This window comes from Aquabacterium sp. (genome assembly GCF_041909175.1).
GTDB lineage: Bacteria > Pseudomonadota > Gammaproteobacteria > Burkholderiales > Burkholderiaceae_C > Aquabacterium.
Genome location: NZ_JAYRDZ010000002.1, coordinates 289,987 through 313,457, shown reverse-complemented (window position 1 = coordinate 313,457; position 23,471 = coordinate 289,987). Strand labels below are relative to the sequence as shown.

The 23,471-nt window shown below is 61.0% G+C and carries 21 protein-coding genes and 1 other RNA gene; 10 read left to right on the top strand and 12 right to left on the bottom strand.

Going from position 1 to position 23,471, the window contains the following annotated elements; genetic code table 11:
• Nucleotides 1-2 precede the first annotated feature (2 nt).
• Nucleotides 3-1,127: a 3-dehydroquinate synthase gene (gene aroB / locus ACE3PH_RS04005; RefSeq protein ID WP_374316707.1), complete on the bottom strand. Its 1,125-nt coding sequence runs from the start codon at nt 1,125-1,127 to the stop codon at nt 3-5.
• 255 nt (nt 1,128-1,382) lie between these two features.
• Here aroB and ACE3PH_RS04000 point away from each other — a divergent pair, with 255 nt between their 5' ends.
• Nucleotides 1,383-2,690: a hypothetical protein gene (locus tag ACE3PH_RS04000; RefSeq protein WP_374316706.1), complete on the top strand. Its 1,308-nt coding sequence runs from the start codon at nt 1,383-1,385 to the stop codon at nt 2,688-2,690.
• A gap of 39 nt (nt 2,691-2,729) precedes the next feature.
• Here ACE3PH_RS04000 and ACE3PH_RS03995 read toward each other — a convergent pair whose 3' ends face one another.
• From ACE3PH_RS03995 to ffs, 6 genes are all read right to left on the bottom strand, one after another.
• The gene (locus ACE3PH_RS03995) at nt 2,730-3,326 is read right to left on the bottom strand and encodes a recombinase family protein (protein ID WP_374316705.1); all 597 of its coding nucleotides are present in this window, start codon (nt 3,324-3,326) and stop codon (nt 2,730-2,732) included.
• Between the two features lie 545 nt (nt 3,327-3,871).
• Nucleotides 3,872-4,381, bottom strand: coding sequence for a KilA-N domain-containing protein (locus ACE3PH_RS03990; protein WP_374316891.1), 510 nt, complete (start codon nt 4,379-4,381; stop codon nt 3,872-3,874).
• A 482-nt stretch (nt 4,382-4,863) separates the two neighbouring features.
• Nucleotides 4,864-5,172: a hypothetical protein gene (locus tag ACE3PH_RS03985; protein ID WP_374316704.1), complete on the bottom strand. Its 309-nt coding sequence runs from the start codon at nt 5,170-5,172 to the stop codon at nt 4,864-4,866.
• Nucleotides 5,172-5,498 (bottom strand): hypothetical protein, encoded by a 327-nt coding sequence (locus ACE3PH_RS03980; RefSeq protein WP_374316703.1) that lies wholly within the window; start codon nt 5,496-5,498, stop codon nt 5,172-5,174. The genes ACE3PH_RS03985 and ACE3PH_RS03980 overlap by 1 nt, the downstream gene beginning before the upstream one ends.
• Nucleotides 5,499-5,602: 104 nt before the next feature.
• Entirely contained in the window at nt 5,603-7,321 is a 1,719-nt protein-coding gene (locus tag ACE3PH_RS03975) for a DUF6538 domain-containing protein (protein ID WP_374316702.1), read from the bottom strand.
• A 100-nt stretch (nt 7,322-7,421) separates the two neighbouring features.
• An RNA gene (gene ffs / locus ACE3PH_RS03970) (signal recognition particle sRNA small type) lies at nt 7,422-7,519 on the bottom strand.
• Nucleotides 7,520-7,643: 124 nt separating this feature from the next.
• Here ffs and ACE3PH_RS03965 point away from each other — a divergent pair.
• Complete coding sequence (locus tag ACE3PH_RS03965) at nt 7,644-9,116, top strand: ATP-binding protein (RefSeq protein WP_374316701.1); 1,473 nt, start codon at nt 7,644-7,646, stop codon at nt 9,114-9,116.
• 14 nt (nt 9,117-9,130) lie between these two features.
• Here the strand turns inward: ACE3PH_RS03965 and ACE3PH_RS03960 are convergent, their stop codons facing one another.
• Nucleotides 9,131-9,820, bottom strand: coding sequence for a response regulator transcription factor (locus ACE3PH_RS03960; protein ID WP_374316700.1), 690 nt, complete (start codon nt 9,818-9,820; stop codon nt 9,131-9,133).
• A gap of 264 nt (nt 9,821-10,084) precedes the next feature.
• On the opposite strand from ACE3PH_RS03960, the gene ACE3PH_RS03955 reads away from it, so the two are divergent.
• The 3 genes from ACE3PH_RS03955 to ACE3PH_RS03945 all read left to right on the top strand — a co-directional run bounded on the left by ACE3PH_RS03955 (nt 10,085) and on the right by ACE3PH_RS03945 (nt 16,051).
• Nucleotides 10,085-11,662: a FecR domain-containing protein gene (locus tag ACE3PH_RS03955; protein ID WP_374316699.1), complete on the top strand. Its 1,578-nt coding sequence runs from the start codon at nt 10,085-10,087 to the stop codon at nt 11,660-11,662.
• Between the two features lie 18 nt (nt 11,663-11,680).
• Nucleotides 11,681-14,473 carry an EAL domain-containing protein gene (locus ACE3PH_RS03950; RefSeq protein WP_374316698.1) on the top strand — a complete coding sequence of 931 codons (2,793 nt, stop codon included), beginning with the start codon at nt 11,681-11,683 and terminating at the stop codon, nt 14,471-14,473.
• Between the two features lie 120 nt (nt 14,474-14,593).
• On the top strand, nt 14,594-16,051 hold the full coding sequence (locus tag ACE3PH_RS03945; protein WP_374316697.1) for a DUF6798 domain-containing protein: 1,458 nt from the start codon (nt 14,594-14,596) through the stop codon (nt 16,049-16,051).
• Between the two features lie 4 nt (nt 16,052-16,055).
• On the opposite strand, the gene ACE3PH_RS03940 is transcribed toward ACE3PH_RS03945, so the two are convergent.
• The 4 genes from ACE3PH_RS03940 to ACE3PH_RS03925 form a co-directional block, all read right to left on the bottom strand.
• Nucleotides 16,056-18,140, bottom strand: coding sequence for a TonB-dependent receptor domain-containing protein (locus ACE3PH_RS03940; RefSeq protein ID WP_374316696.1), 2,085 nt, complete (start codon nt 18,138-18,140; stop codon nt 16,056-16,058).
• Nucleotides 18,141-18,282: 142 nt separating this feature from the next.
• Entirely contained in the window at nt 18,283-18,696 is a 414-nt protein-coding gene (locus ACE3PH_RS03935; protein WP_374316695.1) for a DUF2946 family protein, read from the bottom strand.
• 50 nt (nt 18,697-18,746) lie between these two features.
• Nucleotides 18,747-19,382: a chalcone isomerase family protein gene (locus ACE3PH_RS03930; RefSeq protein WP_374316694.1), complete on the bottom strand. Its 636-nt coding sequence runs from the start codon at nt 19,380-19,382 to the stop codon at nt 18,747-18,749.
• Nucleotides 19,383-19,486: 104 nt separating this feature from the next.
• Complete coding sequence (locus tag ACE3PH_RS03925; RefSeq protein ID WP_374316693.1) at nt 19,487-20,614, bottom strand: AIR synthase-related protein; 1,128 nt, start codon at nt 20,612-20,614, stop codon at nt 19,487-19,489.
• A gap of 70 nt (nt 20,615-20,684) precedes the next feature.
• Here ACE3PH_RS03925 and ACE3PH_RS03920 point away from each other — a divergent pair, with 70 nt between their 5' ends.
• From ACE3PH_RS03920 to rplS, 5 genes are all read left to right on the top strand, one after another.
• A complete protein-coding gene (locus ACE3PH_RS03920; RefSeq protein ID WP_374316692.1) occupies nt 20,685-21,047 on the top strand; it encodes a DMT family protein in 363 nt (120 codons plus the stop codon).
• A 217-nt stretch (nt 21,048-21,264) separates the two neighbouring features.
• Nucleotides 21,265-21,522, top strand: coding sequence for a 30S ribosomal protein S16 (gene rpsP / locus ACE3PH_RS03915; RefSeq protein WP_374316691.1), 258 nt, complete (start codon nt 21,265-21,267; stop codon nt 21,520-21,522).
• Nucleotides 21,523-21,546: 24 nt separating this feature from the next.
• Nucleotides 21,547-22,194: a ribosome maturation factor RimM gene (gene rimM / locus ACE3PH_RS03910; protein WP_374316690.1), complete on the top strand. Its 648-nt coding sequence runs from the start codon at nt 21,547-21,549 to the stop codon at nt 22,192-22,194.
• 45 nt (nt 22,195-22,239) lie between these two features.
• On the top strand, nt 22,240-23,010 hold the full coding sequence (trmD, locus tag ACE3PH_RS03905; protein ID WP_374316689.1) for a tRNA (guanosine(37)-N1)-methyltransferase TrmD: 771 nt from the start codon (nt 22,240-22,242) through the stop codon (nt 23,008-23,010).
• Between the two features lie 69 nt (nt 23,011-23,079).
• The gene (rplS, locus tag ACE3PH_RS03900; RefSeq protein ID WP_374316688.1) at nt 23,080-23,433 is read left to right on the top strand and encodes a 50S ribosomal protein L19; all 354 of its coding nucleotides are present in this window, start codon (nt 23,080-23,082) and stop codon (nt 23,431-23,433) included.
• Nucleotides 23,434-23,471 lie beyond the last annotated feature (38 nt).

Below are 23,471 nucleotides of genomic sequence, written 5' to 3'. Positions count from 1 at the left end.
GATCAGCAGGTATGGGCTGCGATGACGTCGCGTACCAGGGATTCGGGCGCCCCTTGCATGGTGGCCTGCCCCATGGGGCCGATCACCACGAAGCGGATTTCACCGCCTTCTGCCTTCTTGTCGACCTGCATCAACTCCAGGTAGCGGTCTGCGCCGAGCGCAGGCCCCTTGGTGGGCAGACCAGCCCGAGCGATGAGCGCCTGGATGCGTTGCGCGGTAGCCGTGTCGATCAGCCCCAGGCGTGCGGACAGGTCTGCAGCCATCACCATGCCGCAACCGACGGCTTCGCCGTGCAGCCACTCGCCATAGCCCAGACCTGACTCGATGGCGTGGCCGAAGGTGTGGCCATAGTTCAGGATGGCCCGCAGGCCGGACTCTTTTTCGTCCTGTCCGACCACCCAGGCCTTGATCTCGCAAGAGCGCTTGACGGCATATTTCAGGGCATCGCGGTCACGAGCCAGCAGCTTGTCGAGGTTGGTTTCCAGCCAGGTGAAGAAGCTGGTGTCAGCAATGGGGCCATATTTGATGACCTCGGCCAGACCAGCGAGCAGTTCCCGCTGCGGCAGCGTGTCGAGCGTGGCCAGGTCGCACAGCACGCGCTGAGGCTGGTAGAACGCACCGATCATGTTCTTGCCGGCCGGGTGGTTGATGGCGGTCTTGCCGCCCACGCTGGAGTCGACCTGGGCCAGCAAGGTGGTGGGCACCTGAACAAAGGGCACGCCACGCATGTAGCAGGCCGCGGCGAAGCCAGTCATGTCGCCCACTACGCCACCGCCGAGGGCGTAGAGCACGGTCTTGCGATCGGCGGCCTGTTCCAGCAGTGCCGTGAAGATCTGGTTGAGCGCTGGCCAGTCCTTGTACTGTTCGCCATCTGGCAACTCGATGTCGAGCACAGTCTGGTAATAAGGTGCGATGGCCTGGCGCAACTTGGCGGTGTACAGCGGCCCCACCGTGGTGTTGGTGACGATCAGCGCCTTGGAGGCCTTGGGCAGTCCGGCGAAAAAGTGGGGGGTGTCCAGCAGGCCCTCGCCGATCACGATGTCGTAACTGCGGTCACCCAGATCGATGGCCACGGTAGTGGGGCCGTTGTCTGGAGTAGAGGCGGGGGGGAGGGGAGTGGATGCCATGCGAACGGGTCTTTGAGGGCGCCCCGAACTTTCGCGGAAGTTCGGTCCCGACCGCGACGCGAAGGGCATCAAACAAGTGAGGGTGACGAGCCTTGACCTACCGGCTGAAAACAAAAGTCCAAGCCTGACAGGCACTTAGCTTCGTCGTTGTCTGTCGGAGTGACACAGTTGGGTGCCACAGCTACATACGTAGTTTAGCAGCTTCGTTGAGAGATGTACGCGATCGCGTATGCTTACTTCCAGGGAGGGAAACACATGAACGTTGCGTATAGCCGCTTGCGGCAGGAGTTGCTGGAAATCATTGGTGGGTTCAACCAGTTTTTGCCTAATGACCAAGCGCTAAACATTGCAACAGGAGTCATATCGGCTCCTGGTATAAATCGTCAGGACTTAATTTATGAGGCTGATGCCTTAGTCAAGTTGATCGATAAAAAGGCACCCTTGTTGCCTGATGGCGATTTCGGTTTTGAGCAGCAGCTATTGGATTTCTTACCCCGGCTGGAGTTTCTTAGGGCTCACACGCTGGGGCAGATCTGGGGGGGGAATGCGCCTTTGGCGGTTCAGGCTGTTCTTACAACACTCAATACGTTGAAGCGGCTTCTTGATAGATCTTTTGAGAAGATTGATGTCGCTGAGGCGGATATTGTGGCTGCGGCTGAGAGGTTTGGGGATATTTCTCGGCGTTTAGGTGAACTTGATTTGGGTATTTCTGAGATTGAGATTCGCGTCAAGAGTGTTCGAGGGTTGTTTGATGAAATACATGCTGTCCATGGGGTTGCTGGTGGTATAGATAAAGATTTGAAATATATAGAGAAAAGTCGGAATGAGATGGCCGCTGCATTGGAAGACGTAAAAAAGGATTCCGGTGCTGTTTATTCCATCTTGCACGATTGCGCTGATAAGCGAGCTCAGATGGAGCGAATGGAGGCATCTGCGGCTGATGTTTTGTCCAAGTGTGAAGCGGGCTATGTTGCACTCATTAGCCAGGGGCTAGGTGCAGCCTTCTCTAAGAGATCTCGTAGTCTCCAATGGTCAATGTTGGCATGGGTCTTTGGGTTGGTCGCGGCCCTTCTAGTTGGGGCTATTTTTGGATCCCATCAATTAGAAGAGTTAAAGAAGGCTTTGATATCCCCGACTGCATCCGCTTTGGCTTTGGGTGTCAGCTTGTTCTTGTCTTTTATATCTGTTGGTGCCCCGGTGTGGTTCGCGTGGTTGTCCACGAAACAGATTGGGCAGCGCTTCCGTTTGGCAGAGGACTATGCCTATAAGGCAACAATTTCTGCTGCATATGAAGGGTATCGTAGGCAAGCCGCAACTGTTTCTGGTGACCTGGTTGGGAAACTGTTGCAGTCAGCATTGGATAGGTTTGACGAACAGCCGTTGCGGTTTGTCCAGGACGATGCACATGGAAGCCCTTGGCATGAGCTATTTAGCTCAGATGTTGTCAGGTCTGCGTTTAAGCAAGTGCCTGATTTTGCTGGGGAAGTTAGAAAATTAGCACAGGAACTTGTGAAAAGTAGAGGGAAAATTAAGAATGGCGGCATGGGGGGCGAGACTGACTAAATAAAAAAACAGAGACAGGGGAAGGCATCTTCCTTCCGCTCAAACCTGAGCTGCCCTGAGGTACTGATACAGCGTCTCGCGGCTGATCCCGTACTCCTTCGCCAGTGCGGCCTTACCCTTCCCTTGGTTGGCTCGGTCCTTCTCGACCATCTCTTGCACCTGCTCTGGTGTGAGCTTCGGTGCGCGGCCCTTGTAGACCCCCTTGGCCTTCGCCAGTTCGATCCCCTCACGCTGGCGACCCCGGATCAGGTCACGCTCAAACTCAGCAACAGCCCCCAGGAGGTGGAGCATGAGCTTTGCCATGGGGTCCTGTGCGTCCAGGCGGAAGGTCTGGCGCTCCTTCAGGAACTCCACCGCGACCCCTCGACCTGTCAGGTCATCCACGATGGCCTTGAGGTCGCCCAGGTTGCGGGCCAGTCGGTCCATGGAGTGGACCACCAGCGTATCCCCTGAGCGGCAGTATTTGAGCGCGGCCTGAAGTTGGGGGCGGTCGGCAGTAGCCCCGCTCACCTTGTCCTCGAAGACCTCGTCCAGGTCCTGCCCTTCGAGCTGGCGGGCGGTCGATTGGTCCAGGGTGGACACCCGGAGGTAGCCCACACGCTGGCCCTTGGATGGCTTCTTGTTGGTGTCGGTCATGGTCAGCAGTTCAAGTGAATGTGTCAGGTTGAACTCTAGACCTTTGTGCTTGATGTGTCAAGAAAATCAAAAGGAACCCTAATCTGACATCACCTTCGCAGGGAAAGTGTCAGGCTATGGTGTGGTGTTGGGGTGTACCCAAACCGGACAGGTCGGCCATCGCAGCAGTCTGGAGGGCCTCTCACCAGAAGCTAATCGGCGAAATTGTTCCGCAGTGTGTTTCGGTCTAGATCGGGCAACCATTGACTATCACTCGAAAGCGAGAGTCCATACGAGCTTGGAGAGCCAACCACTAGAAGCTCGTCGGCGAAATTGTTCCGCAGTGCGCTTTGGCCTAGATCGGTCAATCTCTGGCTATCACTCGAAAGCGAGAGCCCATATGAATCAGTCACCCGTATTTATCGAAGCCGTTGTACACCTCATTACCGCCCTCAAGGGGAACAGCGAGGCTGTGATTGTTCTTCTGATCGTGGCCGTCTATTTCAGCAGATCAAAGTCTTAAGACGGCAGTCGCAGGAGCACTCAGGCCGGGGCAGGTCCACCCCTCATTCCTGCCAGGAAAAAGCGACCTCCCGAGGGGTGGGGGCCTTCGAGGGGGCCACGGGGGGAACTGGCAGGTTCAGGGCAACATCCATACCTTGCTTCAGATTTCCCAGAGAATTTTTAAGGCGGGCCTTCTCCTCGGCCTCCCAGGCATCAGCCAGGGCACGCAGGGAGGCCGCGTAGTTCTGCGGCAGGGCCATCACGGCGGACTCTTGGGGTTTCGTGATGACCACCTCGGCCTTCCCCTTGAGGATGTCTTCGATCATGGCGTCACACCAGACAGCGAAGCGGACATCGAGCCAGCGGGCGAAGAACACGGCCAGCTTGGGGTGGGCCCAGGTGCCCCCGTGACGGCCACGGGAGGCTTCGTAAATCGGCTGATTTGGGCCGATTTGGGCGGACAGGGCGCGGAGATATTCGGAGGTATCCAGGTTCTCCCAGAACTTCTTGAGTTCCTTCCCGAAGTGCTGGGCGGCCTTGGTCATGTTGAACCAGCCGTCATCGCGGAAGATGAAGGGTGTGTCGTTGAAGGTCTTGGTGATAAGGGTGGTCTGACCTCAAGCGACCACCCCAGGCCCGTGCATCAAGTCTGCTCATGGCGGTCCTGAGTCTTCCGGCTGACTCAGCGGTAAAGGCAGGAATGCACGGGCCGTCTCAGGGTGGCTCAAGGCCCAGGCTTAGGGGAGGTCGGTAGAACGACCACACACAGGACAGCTCTGAGCCCTCCTTGGCTTGGCCTGGGAGGGTCTTGGTTAGCGTTCCCACGCTACCCCTCATCAGAGATGGTCCTGAGCCTCCAGGCGCACCCAGTGAGTCCCAGTGACTCTCTATGAGTCCCTATGAGTCTCTTATAGACTCTTAGAGTAGGTCCCAGGATTCACTATTGGGCGATTTATTCGGAGTCCATCAGCGGCCCGTGGTTGCGCTGTTTGCTCGAAGGCCACCCTGGTATTGGGCGGCAAGAGAAAACGCAACCAAGGCCGTTCTATGGCCTTCAGGTGGACTGCATCGACCAGCCCCTGTCCCACAGGTCCAGCACAGCCAGTTCCATCAGCCGCCGCTCTGCCTCCTTGCGCTGTGTGAGGGGCAATGAGACTCCCAAGGGGCGGATCAGGTCGCCCTGTGGCTTCTCCTCCATGGCGAAGACGACCAGATCGATGCTGTCATCGCCCTCCGCTGCTGCGATCAGGTCTCGCGGGGCCAGGGCATAGGCGGCCCTCAGGATCGTCTCATGTGAGGCTGAGGCGGGCAGCACAGCAACCAAGCCGCCATCAGGATTGAACAGGTGTTGCTCGGTTGTCATCAGGCGGCCTCCGCTGGCGCTGGTTGGAACAGTACAGCCAGGATCTTGCCCAGGTCATCCCCGGCTGTGATCTCGTGGCGACCATCAGCCCCCAGCCCGACAAAGCGGCGTCCTGGTTCGCTGGTCAGTTGAATGGAGGCGACCACATCCCATTCGGTCAGGCCGCGTCCGTGGTCCTCCAGGGTCTCCAGTGCGGCCCATGCGTCGCCGTCCTGGTCGCAGATAGTCCAGTGAGTCGGGGTGGCTGTTTGCGCCTGTGCCTTGGCAGCGGCCAGGATCAGTGCAGTCTGCTCGGCAGGGCTGAAGGTTTGCTTGGTCGTGTTCATGCGTGTGTCCTTGGATGAAACAAGGCGGCCATGAGATGCCCGGGGCCGCCATTGACCGGGCCTGGGCGGCGCGAAGCCTCCCCAGGGAATCCGTGGCGGATGGGTTACTCGGTGGTGGTCGTCTTGTAGACGCGGGGAAGGCTTAGGCCGGGATAGCTGATCGACTCAACAGCGGTTCTCAGGATCTTGACCGGATGGGAGTAGGTCTTGGCTCCTGTGCTACCTCCGACAGCGTGGCCGGTGATCCGGTCTTGGACCGATTCGCTGATTCCCTCTTCCGTCATGCATGTGCGGACCGAGTGCCGGAAGCAGTGAAAGTCCGGGTACTTGTCCAAGCTGATCGGGGCGGCCCGTCTTACGCTGTTGAACCAGTCCGAGAAGTAGCCCCCGGCCTTGCCTTTGCGCATGGGTAGGTCAGGCCACAGAGGACCTGTGCTCGCCATTGCGATGTCGCGCACGTAGTCCAGGAAGCCCAGGCGGACCAACTCGGAATGCACCGGGACCGACCGGACAGCGGCTTCGGTCTTGAGGTGTCGCCCTGCGTCCAAGTCTTCCTTGATGTGTATGAGCGGGGTGTCTCCGGTCTCGATGTCCTCCACCTGGAGTTGGCACAGTTCGGTGATCCGACAACCTGTGAAGAGACCCAGCAGAGGAATCCAGTAGCCAGCCGCTTTGCCCGACCTCCAGGCCGTGGGCAGCTTGTATTGCTGGTGCAAGGGCTGACCGAAGAACCGCTCTAGCTCCTCGGGCTTCCAAACGCGGCGGGGGTTGGTCGTCCTGGACTTGATCGACAGGTCCGCCCAGGTGTTGGCCCTGACCCAGCCCAGCGGGTGGGCAGCGTATTTGATGAGCCCTGCGACAGCCTTGAGCCGTTCCTTGGCGGTCTTGCTGGTGCCTTCCAGTGTCAGCAAGTGGGCCCGGAAGTCTGCGCCCATCTCGCTTGTGATCTTGTCTAGGTCGGGGTTCTTCGCCCACTTCTCGAAGAGTTCCAGTGCCCGCTCTGTGGCCCGCTCCGTGTCTGGGTGGCGTTCCTTGCTGGCCTTCCACTTCGGCAGCACATCGCGCAGCTTCTTTGGCTGGGATGCCTGGGCGGCTTCTATCGGTGCGTGAGTAGGGTGGCTTGGGGTATCGACCACTCGTCCCTGGTTGCGGGCTTCCAGGTCCTCATAGGCAAGCACCATGGCTCCCAGGACTTGCTTGAGAAGCCCGGCGATCTGTGATGCCTGGGCCTTGCTGTTCCAGTCAATGACCAGCCCCAGAGCTTCCGCCTCTCGCTTGGCTGGTGCCAGTGCGGGGCGCAGGTCTCCATGGGCCATGGCGTCCCTAAGCAGTGCAAGCGTCTCACTGTGGAAGGTGCGGGTGGCGTGGGCCATCCCCGGTGTTGCTCCGGCCCATGCGGGGCGGTCTCCTTCAGGCATGACGCCAGGAGGCAAAGGGACTGGACTGAGCGGCGTGCCCCGGTTGAGCTGGAAGGCTAGGGCGGCATAGAGCGCCCCGGTGGTCGTTGGGTTGTGTCGCGTGTGGTCGTCCAGGCTCAGGAGGTTGGCCCGAACTCTTTCCGCCAGGACCTTGCCCAGCTCTGGCGTGACATCAGCGACCGGCTGAGGGTTGAGCCTTCTGCGGGCGGCCTCGATCTCTTCCAGGATCTCGACATGACGACGAGCGGCCCTCAGTTCGGCCTCTCTGCGGTCACTGGTCTTGGTGGATTCGACTACTTTGGTCTTGCCGAGTGCTTGGCGCACATCGGAGGGGATCATGACCCGGAGATAGAGGACTCCGGAGCGATCAATCAAGGAGAGCTTGGGCACTGTCTTGGATGTCATCGAACTTCAGAAAGTGACACACAAAACTGACACACCAACAAACTGCAAACCCTTGATTTCAAAGGGAACCCGCGTGGTTGTTGGGTTTCCTGGGGATTAGGGTGACGAGCCTTGACCTGGCACTGTTGGCTAACGGTTAGGGCTGCTTCGTTCCCGACCTGACCCGGTTGGCCGCGCCCCCATGCAGGGAGGCCCGTCAGAGCGCATTGTAAGCGAAGTGCCACGTCGCTCCAGGTGTTGATCTGAATTCCCCTGTTGGCGGGGCTGTCGTGCGTATCATGTCTGCCATCGAGCTGACCAACCTGGCCCCGGAGACTGTTTTTTGAATCTGACGCTGCCCTTCGATGTCAACAGCCTGGCGACTGTGGTGGGGGTGATCTACCTCTTGCTCGGCGCCACGGTCTGGGGTGTGTTGTATCCCCGACATGACCGGACCACGGTCAATTTGTGGTCGGGTGGCGCGCTCATGCTGGGGGTGGGTTTTCTGCTGGCCATCAGCCGAGCGCAGTTGCCTGGCTGGCTGGCCTTTGCGGTGGCCGATGGTTTGATCTTCGGTGGTTATGTCTGCCGGGTGGTGGCGCTTCGGCGTGATCTGCAGTACGACGTCAATTACCGGCTGGCTTTTCTGGTCTGGTTATCCATCAGCGTGGGCTATGCCCTGACCATGCTCGATGACACCCTGCACCTGCGCACGGTCTATGGCTATTCCTTTCATGCGGCTGGCTCGGTTGCGGTGGCCTGGCATGCCTGGGCTCTGGCCCGCTTGCATCGCTCACTCAGTGCCCGGATGCTGGGCATCATGTATTTCGCCTTTGCCACCGCGCTGCTGATTCGGCTGATTTCGATCTTGACGTTTGGGCCGGTCGATGTGATCCCCCTCTCGTCAACCTGGGACTCCCTGCTGGTGGTCGTGACCGGGGTGTTTGCCGGTCTGTACGGCAACCTGGGTTATCTGGGGGTGATCCTGGAGCGGTCTCAGGCAGCCGAGTTGCGTCAGCGGGATGCCTGGAAATCTGAGCGCCATGAACGCGAACAGGCCCAGGCGCAGGCCCAGCGTCTGCGCGAACTGCTCCAGCAGCGAGATGAGCTGTCGCGTGAGCGAGACCGTTTGCTGCGGCTGCTCGCGCATGAGGTGCGTCAGCCTTTGCACAATGCCTGCGGCGCCCTGGAGTCTGCTCGGAGTGTCTTGCTTCCGCAGTGTGACGGGTGTGCCGGGCGCATCGTGTTCGAGCGCATGGAGCGGGCTCAGGCCGTGCTGTCAACGGTGCAATCTGTGCTGGACAACACGCTGACGGCTGCCAATTTGCTGAGCCGTCACGAGCCCTTGACGATGCAGGATGTGGATGTCGACCTGTTGATCGCGTTGGCAGTAGGCGACCTGGGTGAATCGATGCGTGCACGGGTCAGCGTTGTACGGCTGAGCAGCCTGCACAGTGTCGAGCTGGATCTCGGTCTCATGCGGGTAGCGTTGCGAAACCTGTTGCGCAACGCCTTTGTGCATGGTGGCCAGGACGTCAAAGTGCAGGTGCGCATCGAGGAGCGGTGCTCGCCGCCTGCGTTTGTCCTGGCCGTCTGTGATGACGGCCCGGGCCTGCCTGCCGATGTCATCGAACGCCTTCAGCGGCAGGCCGACGTGCACGACGAAGCGCCTTCTGGCCTGGGTACAGCCTCCGGGCTGGGGCTGCATCTGGTGCAGCGCATCATGCGTCTGCATCAGGGCCATGTCGAGTGGTCCGCTGACAACCAGCGGGGCACCTGCATCCGGCTTGTCATTCCCCTCGAATTCGAGGACTGATCAGCGGGCGTCTTTCAGACCTTGAGCAAAGGGGCACGGAAGACGTAGCCGACACGCGACTTCGATTCGAGCGGCACCAGTTCGGAGGTCGCTTTTTCAATGCGACGTTTGAGACGGTAGATCGTCGCGTGCAGCAGGTTAGGGTCTTGTTCCGAGTTGATGCCCAGGCGTGATCCCAGCTCTTCACGTGACAGGATGCCATTGCCGACCTCCTGCAGGGCCTGCATCACGGTGAGGTCAGTCGGACTCAATTCGATCACCACCCCGGTGGGGGCCGTCAGCGTCATGCGTGACGGATCCAGTTGCCAGCTTTGTTGTTGCTGACGGGACTGGTTCTGTGATGCCCGGCGGAACACGGCCTGGATGGCCAGCAGGATCTGTTCGAAGGTCAGGGGCTTGACGAGGTGCATGTCTGCGCCGGCTCGAATCACCTGATCAAAGACATCGGCGCCAATCTTGCCTGACACGACCAGCACCCCCGCGTCACTGCGGCGTCGCAGGATGCGCAGCAGGCTCAGGCCATCCACACCTGGCAGCATCAGGTCAAGCAGATAGAAGTCGAAACCGAACGGGTTCTCCGAGCTGAGCAGCGACTCGCTCTCACGGAACCATGTCACGGTGATGTCGTGGTTCTGCAGGAACTGGGTCAGGTACTCGCTGAACTCCAGATCGTCGTCAACAAGTGCAAGGGTGCGTGGATTCATGGCCGACATTGTGCCGCGCCGTGACCAGTTTTCACTTGATAAACAGCAGGCGCTCCGTTGCGCAATACATCCAAAGTTTAGTCGGAAATGTCATGGCTGATTGGTACAGTTGAATAATTACGATTTGTGGGTCATATCTGATTCATTGACGTCAGGCGTGAGGTCGGGTGTCATGGCTTGATGTGTCCGCGACCAGGGGGAAAAAAGATGGATCTCTGTCGCGCATGGGGAATCAGGTGGGGTGTCACGGTGCTGGCGCTCGGCATGAGCATGAATGGGGGCGCTGCAGAACGTGAGTGGGCGTCCTATACCGTACGGCCAGGCGACACGATCTGGACCCTGACCCGACACAGTCTGGATTGTCTGTGCCGTGTTCAGACGCTGATGGACATGAATGGCATCCGCGCGCCTTTGCAATTGGCGCCTGGTACGGTCCTGAAGGTGCCATCGGCCTGGCTGAAGCGGATCGCCAGTCAGGCGGCCGTGGAGCATGTGTCGGGTGAGGTCATGTGGTCGGTATCGTCCGACCGCCCCATGCAGGCGCTTGTCCCTGGCGCCACGATTGGGGCGCCTGCGGTGGTGCAGACTGCGAGCAATGGACAATGTGCTTTGCGATTGCCGGACGGCAGCTTGGTGCTGATCAGGCCGGACAGCCTGGTGAGGCTGCAGACGGTGACCAGAACCGGGCTGGTGCAGGGCTTGTCCCTCGTGGTCAAGGTGGAGCGCGGCACCATTGAGAACCGTGTTCAGCCGCGCAAGCCCGGCGGGCGCTTCCAGGTCGATACACCATCAGCGGTTGCCACGGTGCGAGGAACGGATTTCACGGTCAGCGCCCATGATGCCGTGATGCGTACGGCCGTACTGGGTGGGGCCGTGCAGGTGCGCAATGGCCAGGGGGCACAGCATTTGCCCGCTGGCACAGGGCTGGCGGTGGCAACGGGCGTTGCGCCTTCGCGTCCCATTGCGCTGTTGCCGGCGCCAGCGGCTTCTGCGGTGCCCAACGTGATTGAACGCTTTCCGGTGGTGGTCGAATTGCCCGTCGTGGCCGGGGTCAAGGGCTATCGCACCCAGTGGCAATTGGGTGGTGCTGCCGCCAAGGTTGTGACGGAGCGGGTGGCTGTGCGGCCTACGCTGATCGGTGATGGTGTGCCGGATGGTCGTCACACCTTGCGAATCAGGGCGCTCGATGACCATGGCCTGGAAGGTCTTCCCCTGGATGTGACGGTGCAGGTGCATCGGCGGCCCGACCCGCCTATCTACCTCGGCCCTCTGCCAGATGTGGTCCTGCAGGAGGAGCGACCAGATATCACCTGGGCGCAGGGCAGCACCCGCGAGGTCCGACTGCAAGTCGCCAGCGATCCCGAGTTCGGCCAGCCGTGGATTGACGCGACGGTGTCGAACGACGGTCGCACGGCCATGCTCAAGGCCATCACGGCTGGGGTCTGGTATTGGCGAATGGCGTCTATCGACGACAAAGGCGAGCCTGGCCCGTGGGGCCCCACACAGCGGCTCACCCGACAGCCCGCACCACCTCAGGCCAATCCGCCGACAAAGGAGGCCGATCATCTGGTGATGCGGTGGGAGCCGGTTCCTGGTGCGCTGCGCTATGAGGTGTCGTTGTCCGACGTCGGGCACGGCGATGCCGCCAAGGTTCACGTTGTGGAGAAGGATGCCTACTTGGCACTGCCGGACGACCTGCCTCCTGGTCAGCATGAAGTGAGTGTGCGTGCCTTGCTGGCCCACGATGTGGCCAGCCAGTGGAGTGCGCCGCAGCGCTTCACGGTTGAGCGCAAATGGCCATGGTGGCCTGCGCTGCTGCTGTTGATCCCCTTGGCGCTTTGAAGCGGCAGCGTGATGGGCATGTGGGCTCGCATCGTGTCCTGGTTTCAGCCCAGATACTGGGTATGGGCCGCTTTGGCTTGCGCGCTGGTCTTGCCATGGCTGCGTCCGGGTTTGACCAGGCTGGATCTGCTGGTCTATGACATGCTGGTGCCAGCCAATGCGACTGAAGCGGAGAGTGTGGTCGTGGCTGTTGACGATGCGAGCATTGCGTCGTTGGGCCGCTGGCCATGGCCGCGTGCACTGCACGCACGGATGATCGATGTATTGCGGGAAGCGGGCGCCAAGGTCGTGGCCTACGACGTGCTGTTCAGTGAGGCATCGTCAGTCGATGACGATCGCTTGCTCGCCGAGGCCGTGAAGCGAGCACACAAGCTGGTCGTGCCGGTGGCGGCCGTCACGGATATGCAGCACGGCGCCTATCTGATTGAAAACATGCCGGCGTTTCGTAACGGTTCCGTGCCCGGACATGTGGATACCCTGCTCGATGTGGATGGACGTTGGCGCCGGATGTTCATGACCATTTCCGGTCCGGACATGGTGATTCAGGCAATGCCATGGGTGGCCCTGAGTCTGGCTGGGGGGGCACCCCACGGACATTGGGGTCGCGGCGAGCAGGCTGCCGGAGATGGCCGTGGATGGGTGCGGTCAGCAGAGGTGTTGCTGCCGGCCATGGCGGATCCAGTTCCGATGGTGCCGTTTGTCGATGCGCTGCGACACCCGGAGCAGTTTGCCGGGAAGGTGGTGTTTGTCGGTGTGACGGCCCATGGGCTGGGGCCGGAATATGCATTGTCGATGGGTAGCCGCGTGACGCTGGCGAGCTCGCCGGTGGTGATGGCCCACGCGTACGAAGTGCTGCGAGAAAGTGCGCAATTGATCCCTGCGCCAGCATGGCTGTCGAAGTCGCTGGCCATGGTGGTGGCCTTGCCACTGCTGATATGGCCGCTGCGTCCGACAACACGGTGGGCCAAATTGCTGCCCATGGCTTGCGTGCTGCTACCGTTGCTGCTGTGCTGGGCGGCACTGAGTCTCCTCCGCATCTGGTTCGAACCGGTTGCCGCCACCTTCGTTCTCACGCTGGGTTGGCTCGTCTGGGGAAGCACTTTGCTCATGCGTGCCACCCTGGAGGGCAATCGCGTTCGGCGCCAGGCTCAGGCTACCTTGTTCGCTGTCGGCGAAGGCGTGGTCGTGCTGGGTGAAGATGGCCTGATTCGCTCGGCCAACCCGGTTGCGGTGCAGATGTCTCGGAAGGTAGACATGCTCGGAGAGAACATTGAGCAGGTTCTTCAGCTTGATGACGAGGGGCGCTTCACATTGAGCCGGGCCATGGTGCAGTGCCGGCACACTGGGCGGGCGGTCAGCATGGAGCAACCGGTTCGGCTGCAGGTTGGCGCTGTTTGCCGTGACATCCTGGTCACGGTCGCACCGTTACCGGAAGAAGAGGCGGGGCACCATGGTGTGGTGCTGGCGTTGAGGGATGTCACGGCGACGGTGGTGGCTGGGCAGCAGCTGCGACATGCCGCAACACATGATGCCTTGACTGGCTTGCCGAACCGCAGCCTGCTGCGCGATCGCATGGATCAGGCCATCGCGCGTGCGGCGCGGGCGCAGCAGTCTGTGGCCATCTTGTTCATGGATCTGGACCGCTTCAAGCGCATCAATGACAGCCTGGGGCACGCGGCTGGTGATGAAGTCATTCGCGAGGTGGGGCGTCGCTTACTGCAAGCCTGCCGCAAGCAGGATACCGTGGCCCGCTGGGGCGGTGACGAGTTCGTCATCGTGCTGGAAGACATCGCCGGACGCGATGCGGTGATCACGGTGGTCAACAAGATCGTGGAGGCGGTGGCACAGGAGATGACGCTGTCAGGGATGGTCTTTCCCTGCGCCTGCAGCGTGGGGCTGGCCATCGCCCCGGAAGACGGTACCGATGTCGATGCCCTGCTGGCGATGGCGGATGCAGCGATGTACCGGGCCAAGGGCAATCCAACACAGCGCTGGGCCTTTTTCTCCTCCAGCCTGAACCTGTGGACGCGTGACCGTCTGGCGCTGGAGGGCGAGGCGCGACGGGCGCTGGTGGAGGGCGGGTTCGAGCTGTTCTATCAACCTCAGGTCGATCGGGTGGACGGCCGGTTGGTGGGCTTCGAAGCGCTGCTGCGCTGGCGCCGTGATGACGGTGAAGTGATGTTGCCCTCCGAGTTCATCGGGATGGCCGAAGAGTCGTCGCTGATCCTGGCGCTGGGCGAGTGGACGCTCCGCGAAGCCGCGAGGCAAATCGTGGCGTGGTCGAGCGCTGGGGGGCCTGATGTGCCGATTTCGGTCAATGTGTCGGCGAAGCAATGTCTTGATCTGCAGCTGGTTCAGTTGTTGTCGACCATCCTGGCCGAGACGGGCATCTCACCAGACAAGTTGAAGCTGGAGTTGACGGAGACCGCCGCCATGAGCGATGCCGCCGTGGTGGAGGAGCTTCTCGATGGCATCCGGCAACTGGGTGTGGGGATCGCGCTGGATGATTTCGGGACGGGCTATTCCTCGCTGGTGTATTTGCGGCGCTTCCCGATTCAGCAGATCAAGATCGACCGCAGCTTCGTGCAGGACCTGACGACACAGCCTGAGGCGGCGGCCATCGTCAAGGCGATCATCGGGCTCGCTCATGGCCTGGGGGTCCCGGTGGTGGCAGAAGGAGTCGAGACGTCGATGCAGCGCGACATCCTGTTGGAACATGGCTGCGACATCCTTCAGGGCTATCTTTATGCTCGTCCCCTGCCGGCACAAGATGCAGCCAGGTGGGGCGACATGGAGAAGCTGCACGGCTGACAGGTGCGGTCACGGCCTGGCCGTTACCATCAGGGCATGTTGTACCGCGAAGTTGGTTTGAGGGCGCCCGGGTGTCCTGTTCACGTGTCTCGCAGCGCATCGCTGTTGCTGGGGATTTTGATGCTGCTGTCCCCCACATTGCTGGGGAAAAACTGGCAACCCAACGAGTTTGACTATTTCGGCCAGGCTACACATTTCCTGGTCGATGCGCAGCAAATAGACGCCTTTGCATCGAGCAAGCCTGAGTTGTTTCGCGGCCTCTTCATGGGCTTCACGAGACTGCTGATCGAGTTGCTCGGACTGGATGGTGCCTGGGCCATTGAGCGGTTGCTGGCATGGGCAGGGCTGGCGCTTGGCCTGTGGTGCGTGATGCGCAGCTGGGGTATCGTCTCGGTGGCGGGGGTGCTCGCCGTAGGTGGGTTCCTCTTGCGGCAGACCTACTTCGGGGGCGAGTGGCTGGTCGGTGGGGCCGAGTCCAAGGTGTTTGCCTACATGGCCATCTTGCTGGCGCTGGCGGCTTGGCGCAGCCGTGCGTGGGGGCGGGTGCTGCTGTGTTGGGTCATCGCTTCTTATCTGCACTTCCTGGTGGGCGGATTCTGGGCGCTGGCGATGCTGGGTTTGGTCTGGCTGGACCCTGAAACACGTCCGAACACCACTGGATTGGCCTGGCGGTATGGCCTGGCGATGGTTCCGATGCTGGCCTTGCTGTTGGTGCAGGAGCAGTCGATGCTGATCCGTCATGCCTTGGATGCGGGCAGTGTGAGCGTCAACCAGATCTACAGCAACATCCGCAACCCGCATCATGTTGCACCCTTTCTCCACGGGCATTTCAACTGGCCGCTCGACGGCGTGATCTGGTGTGTGCTGGTGATGGTGGTGCTGAACTGGGTCCGGCAGGCAACCCCGGCCTGGCGTGTGCTCGCCACCTGGCTGATGGCCTTGCATGCCTATCTTCTGGGGGCGTTTGTGCTGGCCTGGTTCGACAGGGACACACAACTGCTGGGCAAGTTTTATCTGTTCAGACCTGCATCACTGATCTGGCTGCTCAGCGCCTTGTTGTTGGCTCACCAGGTGATCGACAAGCTGATGCAGTGTGGGTTCAAGCGGAGCGTTCGGGCGCTGGCGCTGGTCAGTGTGTTGTGGTGCGTGTCTGATGGGGCTCAGGGGCTGGCCCATGAGCAACTGACCGCCGGGCTGCAAAGCAGGCTGACAGTGGATGAGTCGGCTGTCGTGCACTGGGTGAAAACATCCACACCAGCCAATACGGTGATCCTGGTGCAAGAGCCTTCCCCGCATGAGCACCTGCATGCCATGGACTTCGAACTCCTGACGGGCCGGCCGACCCTGGTCAACTGGAAGTTTGTCCCGACCACAGGTGATGCTGTCGAACGGTGGTATCGGCTGAACCTGCTGAAGCGGGCGGCCTTTGCCGGCGACTGCGATGCAGCCCGGCAGTTACCCGTCGAGATGGTGATCACCTACACGGATACCGCGGCGAAGGCGTGGCGCGCTTGTGGGGCGCGCCCGCTCTTCTGGCGTGGGGGCTGGCAGGCCTGGGCCTGGACGCCCCAGGCTTGATGCGTCAGAACTGGATGCGCACTCCCACATCAATGGAGCGGCCTTGTCCAGGCAGCGACTCGAAGGTGCTGGTCTCGCCAGCCTTGAGTGCCGCCCAATTGACTCCGCCCAGCGGCAGGTCATAGCTCTTGTCGAACACATTGCGGATGCCTGCCTGCACCGTGATCCGCTTGTTCAGGTCATAGCGGGTACTCAGGTTGAGCAGACCGTAGCCGCCTGTTTCGTTTTCGAGCCGGTATTCACTGACGCTGGATTTGCGCGCCACCAGTTGCAGGTCGGCCTGGTTGTGCCAGGCGCCTTGGCTGTGCGCCAGGGAGATGGTCATGTTGGCCGGCATGATGTGGTAGAGATGGACCCCGTCATTGCGCACGCCATGGGTCCAATCAAGTTGAGCCTTGAGGGTGCCTTCGCCGAATGCGGTATTTCGCCAGGCCGACCACTGGCCCGCGATGTTCACGCCATAGAGTTGGGCATCGTGGTTGGCAAACTGCAGCTTGTTGCGCACATTGCCGGACTGTGTGAAGGTGCCGATCACGTCGACATCGATGAAGTCTTCGATATACGAGTAGAAGGGCGTGACCTGCAGCTGCCAGCTCTGCTTCTTGGCATCGTGCCAGTCGAGTGTGCCGCTGATTGTGTGCGCTACTTCAGGTTTGAGGTCGAGGTTGCCGACGTAGCCATTGGCGTCGCCGAACCAGCCCAGCATCTTCATGGCCATGTTGCCCAAACCCCATGAATAGCGTTCGTACAAATTGGGTGAGCGGGTCTTGCGGGCGTAGCCGAACTCGTAGCTGGCTTGCGCTGATGCCTGGTAGCGTGCTGCCGCCTGGAGATCCAGATTCTGATCACGCTTGGAGCGGTCTGCCGCATTGAAGGCGTTGGCCGCAGCGGTATCGGTGGCGCACATCATGCCGCAGCCATAGCCCTGCACCGTCCCTGCACTCATGGTCACGGTTTCGTGACGCAGACCCAACTGGGTCGTCCACTGCTCATTGAGTCTGCCTTCCCATTCACCAAAGAAGGCAAGCCGGTCACGCTGGCCATCGTTGATGTTCACATAGGTGTTGGGCGACATCATCGTGGATCCCGTGACGGGAGGCCACCAGTCATTCAGCTGGAAGCGGTGAAACTCATGGCCGATGCGCAGCGTGCCCTTGGACAGCGGTACTTCGCCCTTGATGCGGTAGCCGGTGTCCAGGCCATGGGTGTCCATGGGCATGGACCCGACTTTTTCTGTCGAGAAAAAGCCCATTTCATGGAAGGTGTTCTGCCAGTACAGGCGGGCTTCAAGGCGGCCCCATGGCATCTCACCTTCATAGCCCAGGTTGACGCCCATGCTGTGGTTGTCGGTCATGTCCATGTATTGGTTGGCATAACCCTGGTAAGGGATGTGCTGTTCGCTGAGCTTCAAAGTGACCCGCTGGCCACTGCCTTGAGCTGCCATCGTGACCGATTGGTTGATGCTCTCGAAGAGCGTGTCGAGCACCTTGTCGCCATGACCATCCTTGTAGCTGTCGGCCTTGGTGTGCGAGCCCGCGTACTGGATGCTGAAGCGGTCGTTGGCGAGGGCCGCCTGCACGTCTTCCGTGAGGCTGTTGTCGACGCTGCGACTGGTCAGCGACAGGCTGCCGCTGCTGATCCACTCTCCTGCTGCATCAGCGAAGCGGGGCGCCCTGGACTGGGCATCGATCACGCCGGCGATGTTGTCGCCACCGCTGCTGACGGGAGCCAGACCTGCCATCACTTCGGTGTGGGCCAGTTGGCTGGGCGATGCATAGGACAGTGGCGGATTCATGTGGTTGCCGCATGCAGCCGTGGCATCGGCGCCGTCGATGAAGACCTTGATGCGATCGCTGGACAGCCCGCGAATGGCGGGCAAGCCTGATACGCCGCCAGCGGCGTTGACGGTCACGCCGGGATGGCTTGTCAGGGAGGTGGCTGTGTCGGTGCTGCTGAGCGGCACGCTGTCGGACTGGCCGTCAGGGCGGGTGGCATTGACGACGACATCGGGCAGGGACGGGGTATCTGCTGCATGGGCCATGCTCGCGAGAGCGGACAGCATGGCCAGGACGAGAGGTTGTTTTTTCATGGCTTGAACGGGCTGGGCGTGACCAGCGTGCCAGTGGCACAGACACGCAAACAGTGCAGCTGCGAGACGGGCATGTGCTCGTCTCGCAGCGTGCAGTAACAGGAGATGCAAAGTGGCGTAGCCCGGTTGGGCTACACCCGGTTCAAGCCAGAACCGGAGGGGCGCGTGCGCGCGCGTAGTGATGGGCCTGCAGGCCCGCACCTGGTGTGCTGGCATGCGCCACCAGGGTGTCTTGAAGGTGGCTGTCGTCCGGAACGGCCAGGGTCTCAACCGGTGCGAGGCCGAAGGACCCGGCATGCGTCACGCAATAGGCGCAAACCTTGGTATGAACGGAGACAGGGTCACGATCGGGTGACGATGACCCGTTGTGTTCCGCTTTGGCCAGCTGGAGTCCGGCTGGAAGTGGCGTCTGGCTGCTGGAGCAGACCTCGGCCCAGAAGGCGGCCGGTTGCGAGGCTGTCAGCCATTGCGACAACGCAGGCGCAAGGGCGCCCACCAGCACGGCCAGGGAGGCCAGCCAGGCAAGTTGTTGTCGCAAACGGCGGAAAGACTGCATGGGGCGCGATTATGGGCTCAGGTCCTTGCAGGAGAACTGAGCCAGATCAGTTAATTGGCCCCGGTGACCGTGCCAGTCGGTTTCGCCGCGCCGGGCTTGCCGCCCAGCAGGGCTTCCTTCAGTGAGTTGTCTGGTGGTGCGGAGCCCAGCCAGATCTTCAGGATGGTGTGGAAGAACTCGGGGTGCTTGAACGGGTCACCCTGCACCTGCCCCTTGTAGGTGGCAATCATGCCGGTGCCTGGGATCCAGTCCATCACCAGGGCATCGCCTTCTTCCATCTTGTGGAACGAGGAGAACAGCTGACCGATGCGGGTGATGTCGGGCAGGATCTTGACGAACTCTTCGCGGCTGGCGTTGGTCTGGATGCCTTTCGTGACCAGGCGGCCAAAGCTGTCCGTGGACAGGTCACGCAGCGGAACCAGCTGGAGGCGTTTGGGGCCTTCCATCTGGATGACTTCTTCCATGGTGTCTGCCTTCTTGGGCAGGTACAGACCCAGCGCGTAGATCTTCAGGATGAACTTGTAGCGGATGCCGGCTCCGTTGAGGACCAGCTTCTGCCCGCCAAGCGTGATGGTGGGCTCGTATTTCACCCCGGCGATGTCCACGGGAGCGGCCAGACTCAGGCGCGGCAAGGTGGACAACATGGTGGCAGCGGCACCACCCAACACGATAGAACGACGATTCATGCGTACAGACCTTTGCATGGACAGCGCGTTTAAAACGCAGATCTGTCACATGCTATTACAACAGGGGGGCACTCTAACTCAGCAGAACCCCCGAGTTGTTTGCGTCAACGCAACTGCAGTTCTTCGGCGCCGTAAGTGACGTTCAAGGGTTCGATGACGACCTGCTTGGGGCCATCTTCGACCCGACCGGCCACCCAGGCGTCGATGCCCAGCGCCTTCGAGACGGCGACCACACGTTCGGCGTGCTCGGCGGATACGTACAGAGCGAAGCCGGCGCCCATGTTCAGCGTGCCATAGGCTTCGTGGTCATCCAGGCCGCATTCCTGCTGCATGAAGGCCAGTACCGGGGTCTTGGGGGGTACCTGGGTGATGCGGTAGGTCAGTTGCTTGGGGTGACGCAGCAGCTTGCGCCAGCCATGGCCGGTGACGTTGGCACAGTAGTTCGGGATGATGCCTTCTTTGGCCAGGGCTTCCGTGACAGGCGAATACAGCACCGTGGGCGCCAGCAGCGCTTCACCGTAGCTCTGGCCGTTGCCGATGTCGGTCAGGTAGCCCTGAGGCAGGCGCTCAGCCAGCTTGCGCGCCAGTGACAGACCGTTGGCGTGGATGCCGCTCGAAGCCAGCAGCACGATCGCGTCGCCGGCGCCCAGCTTGTCGCCGACCGACAGGCGGGCTTTGGGACTGATGATGCCGGTGCAGGATGCGGCCAGATCGACGCGGCCATCGGCCACGATGCCGGCCAGCGCGGGGGTTTCACCACCGCCCCAGGCCACATTGCAGACTTCACAGGCCTTCTTCCAGCCTGCCACCAGCGCATTGGCGCGGATCTTGTCGCCAAACCAGTCGGAGCCACCTGCGGCCCAGTAGGCCTGCACCACCAAAGGCGTGGCGCCCACGGTGATCAGGTCATTGACCGCCATGGCGATGGTGTCCTGGGCAATGCTGTCGTAATAGCTCTTGCCGGTCAGCTTGGCCATGTCATCGGCCACCAGCGTTTTGGTGCCGAGGCATTCCACGATGGAGGCCAGGTACATCGGGCCCACGTCCACGACATAGGCCGATTCGCCGCGAGAGGCCTGCACTTCGGTGAAGCCATGGCTGGCCAAGTGCGAGCCGGTTTCGGCTGCAGCGCGTTGGGCGGCCACCTTCAAAGGGTCGATCAGGTCGTAGTTGACACCGGCCTGGTCATAGGTGAGGGGGGCTTGCGGCGTGTGGGGCGTGGCTGATGTCATGGCTAGACTGAAGAACGAAGGGCTGCAAAGAAGAAACCGTGATTATCCGGTACTTGCCTACACTTGCGGGATGAATGCGCTGCTGAACATGCTTCCTATTCCGCTGCAGACGGCCTGCCTGCTGGTGGCATCCAATGTTTTCATGACATTTGCCTGGTATGGCCACCTGAAAAACATGGCCAGCCGACCGTGGATCTATGCCGCGGTGGTGAGTTGGGGCATCGCCTTGTTCGAGTACCTGCTGCAGGTGCCGGCCAATCGGATCGGGGCGCAGCAACTCAGCGTGGGGCAACTCAAGGTCATGCAGGAGGTCATCAGCCTGAGTGTGTTCGTGCCGTTTGCCGTGTTCTATCTGGGGCAACCCTTCAAGCTCGACTATGTTTGGGCTGCCTTGTGTCTGGTTGGCGCTGCCTATTTCATGTTTCGCACCTGATAGTTGCCACAATTCGCGCGAGCCGTTCTATAATTCGCGGTTTTCCGGGCTGAGTCTGCTTTGGTGGGCGCGTATCTAATCGGGTCGGGAAAAAACATGGCGTTGGCGTCATGTCTGGCTGGCAAGCAGTGTCAGCAGGCACGCCGGCCGACTTGGCAGTCTGTCCCCGCGTGTCTCCCGGGATCACCTGCCGCCCCACTTAACTGAAGGACACATCATGGTCGTGATTCGACTCACCCGCGGCGGCTCCAAGAAGCGCCCTTTCTTCAACATCGTTGCTGCTGATTCCCGCAACCGCCGTGACGGCCGTTTCCTGGAGCGCGTGGGTTTCTACAACCCGATGGCTTCCGGTCAAGCTGAAGGCCTGCGCGTTGCTCTGGATCGCGTGGAATACTGGGTCAGCAATGGCGCCCAGGTTTCGCCGACCGTGACCCGCCTGCTGCGCGACGCCAAGTCCAAGGCTGTTGCCGCCTGATTGTCAGGCTGTTTGCTGTAAGGCATGAACGATCGCGTCACCTCTGTTTCGCTGCTGGGTTCGGACGACAAGCTCGACTGGCCCGATGATGCCGTAGAGGTGGCGAAGATCGGTGAGGCCTGGGGCATCAAGGGCGGCTTCAAAGTGCTGCCCTTTTCTGGTGATCCCCAGGCACTCTTTGGTACCAAACGCTGGTTCCTGCGCCCTGCTGAAGCTCAGCCGGGCGCTTTGTCGCGTCCGGGTGCACCCCGTGCATCTGCGCCTGTGCCGGCATCCAAGTCGGGTTCGCCCCGGCTGGCCTCAGCCTGTGCGCTGAAAGTCAAGCAAGCGCGCGAGCAGGGTGATGTGGTGGTCGTGACCGCCGAGGGTGTGGAAGATCGCAACCTGGCCGAATCGCTGCGCGGTGCGCGCGTGTTCGTGTCGCGCTCATCGTTCCCCACTCCCGAAGAAGACGAGTTTTACTGGATCGACCTGATCGGCCTCTCGGTAATCAACCGCGAAGGTCAGGCGCTCGGCATGGTGGAGGGGCTCATTGAAACCGGCCCGCACTGCGTGCTGCGCTGTGTCGATGAGGACAAGGTCGAGCGACTCATCCCCTTTGTGTCGGCCTATATTGACAAGGTCAACATGGCTGATCGACAGATCATCGCCGATTGGGGTCTGGATTTCTGAGACCCGGTTCCTTGCCTGAGGCCCGGCTTGTGCCGGTGACGCGCCGTGCGCTTTGACGTCATCACGCTGTTTCCCGAGTTGTTTGCGCCCTTCCAGTCGATCGGGGTGACACGTCGCGCCTTCGAGTCCAAGGCGGTGGATGTCCGTCTCTGGCAATTGCGTGATTTTGCGGACGATGCGTATCGCCGGGTGGATGACCGCCCCTATGGCGGAGGCCCGGGCATGGTCATGTTGGTCGAGCCCCTGGAGCGTGCCTTGCAAGCCATCCATGCCGATCAGGCTGCACAGGGCGGGCCGCGTCTGCCGGTGGTGATGTTCAGCCCGGCCGGTCGGCCACTGACACAAGCGCGGGTGCAGGCTTTGGCTGACAGTCCGGGTGCCATTTTGCTGTGTGGTCGTTACGAGGGCGTTGATCAGCGCTTCGTGGATGCCCACGTCGACGAGGAAGTCAGCCTGGGTGACTACGTGCTCTCCGGGGGCGAGTTGCCGGCCTTGACCTTGATGGATGCCGTGGCCCGTTTGCGCCCGGGTGTGCTGCATGATGCGGCATCCCATCAGCAGGACAGCTTTTCCGATGGTCTGTTGGACTGTCCGCACTACAGCCGCCCGGAGATGCTGGCGGCCGAAGCGGATGGCGAGGGCCGTGGGGTGCCGGCCGTGCTGCTGTCGGGCAACCATGCCCGCATTGCCCGCTGGCGCCGGGAGCAGCAATTGGCCATCACGGCACGTCGACGTCCCGAGTTGATCGAGGCTGCCAGGGCCCGCGGGGCACTCAGCAAAGAAGATGAGTGCTTTTTGAAAACTTTGCTGCTATAATCGCAGTCTTTTCTCGATCCTCTGATTGGCGGTATCCACCGGCGCAGTCATGATCATTCAGGAGTCAACATGGATCTGATCCGTCAGCTTGAGCAAGAAGAAATTGCTCGTCTGAACAAGAGCATCCCGGCTTTCGCCCCTGGCGACACCGTGGTGGTGAACGTCAACGTGGTTGAAGGTACCCGCAAGCGCGTGCAGGCTTACGAAGGCGTCGTGATCGCCAAGCGTAACCGCGGCCTGAACAGCAGCTTCATCGTCCGCAAGATCTCGAGCGGCGAAGGCGTGGAACGTACTTTCCAGACCTACAGCCCGCTGATCGCTTCGGTCGAAGTGAAGCGTCGTGGTGATGTGCGTCGTGCCAAGCTGTACTACCTGCGTCAGCGCAGCGGCAAGTCGGCTCGCATCAAGGAAAAGCTGGCCTGATAGCCCTTCTGATCCGCAGCTTGCTGCGGTCAGTACCG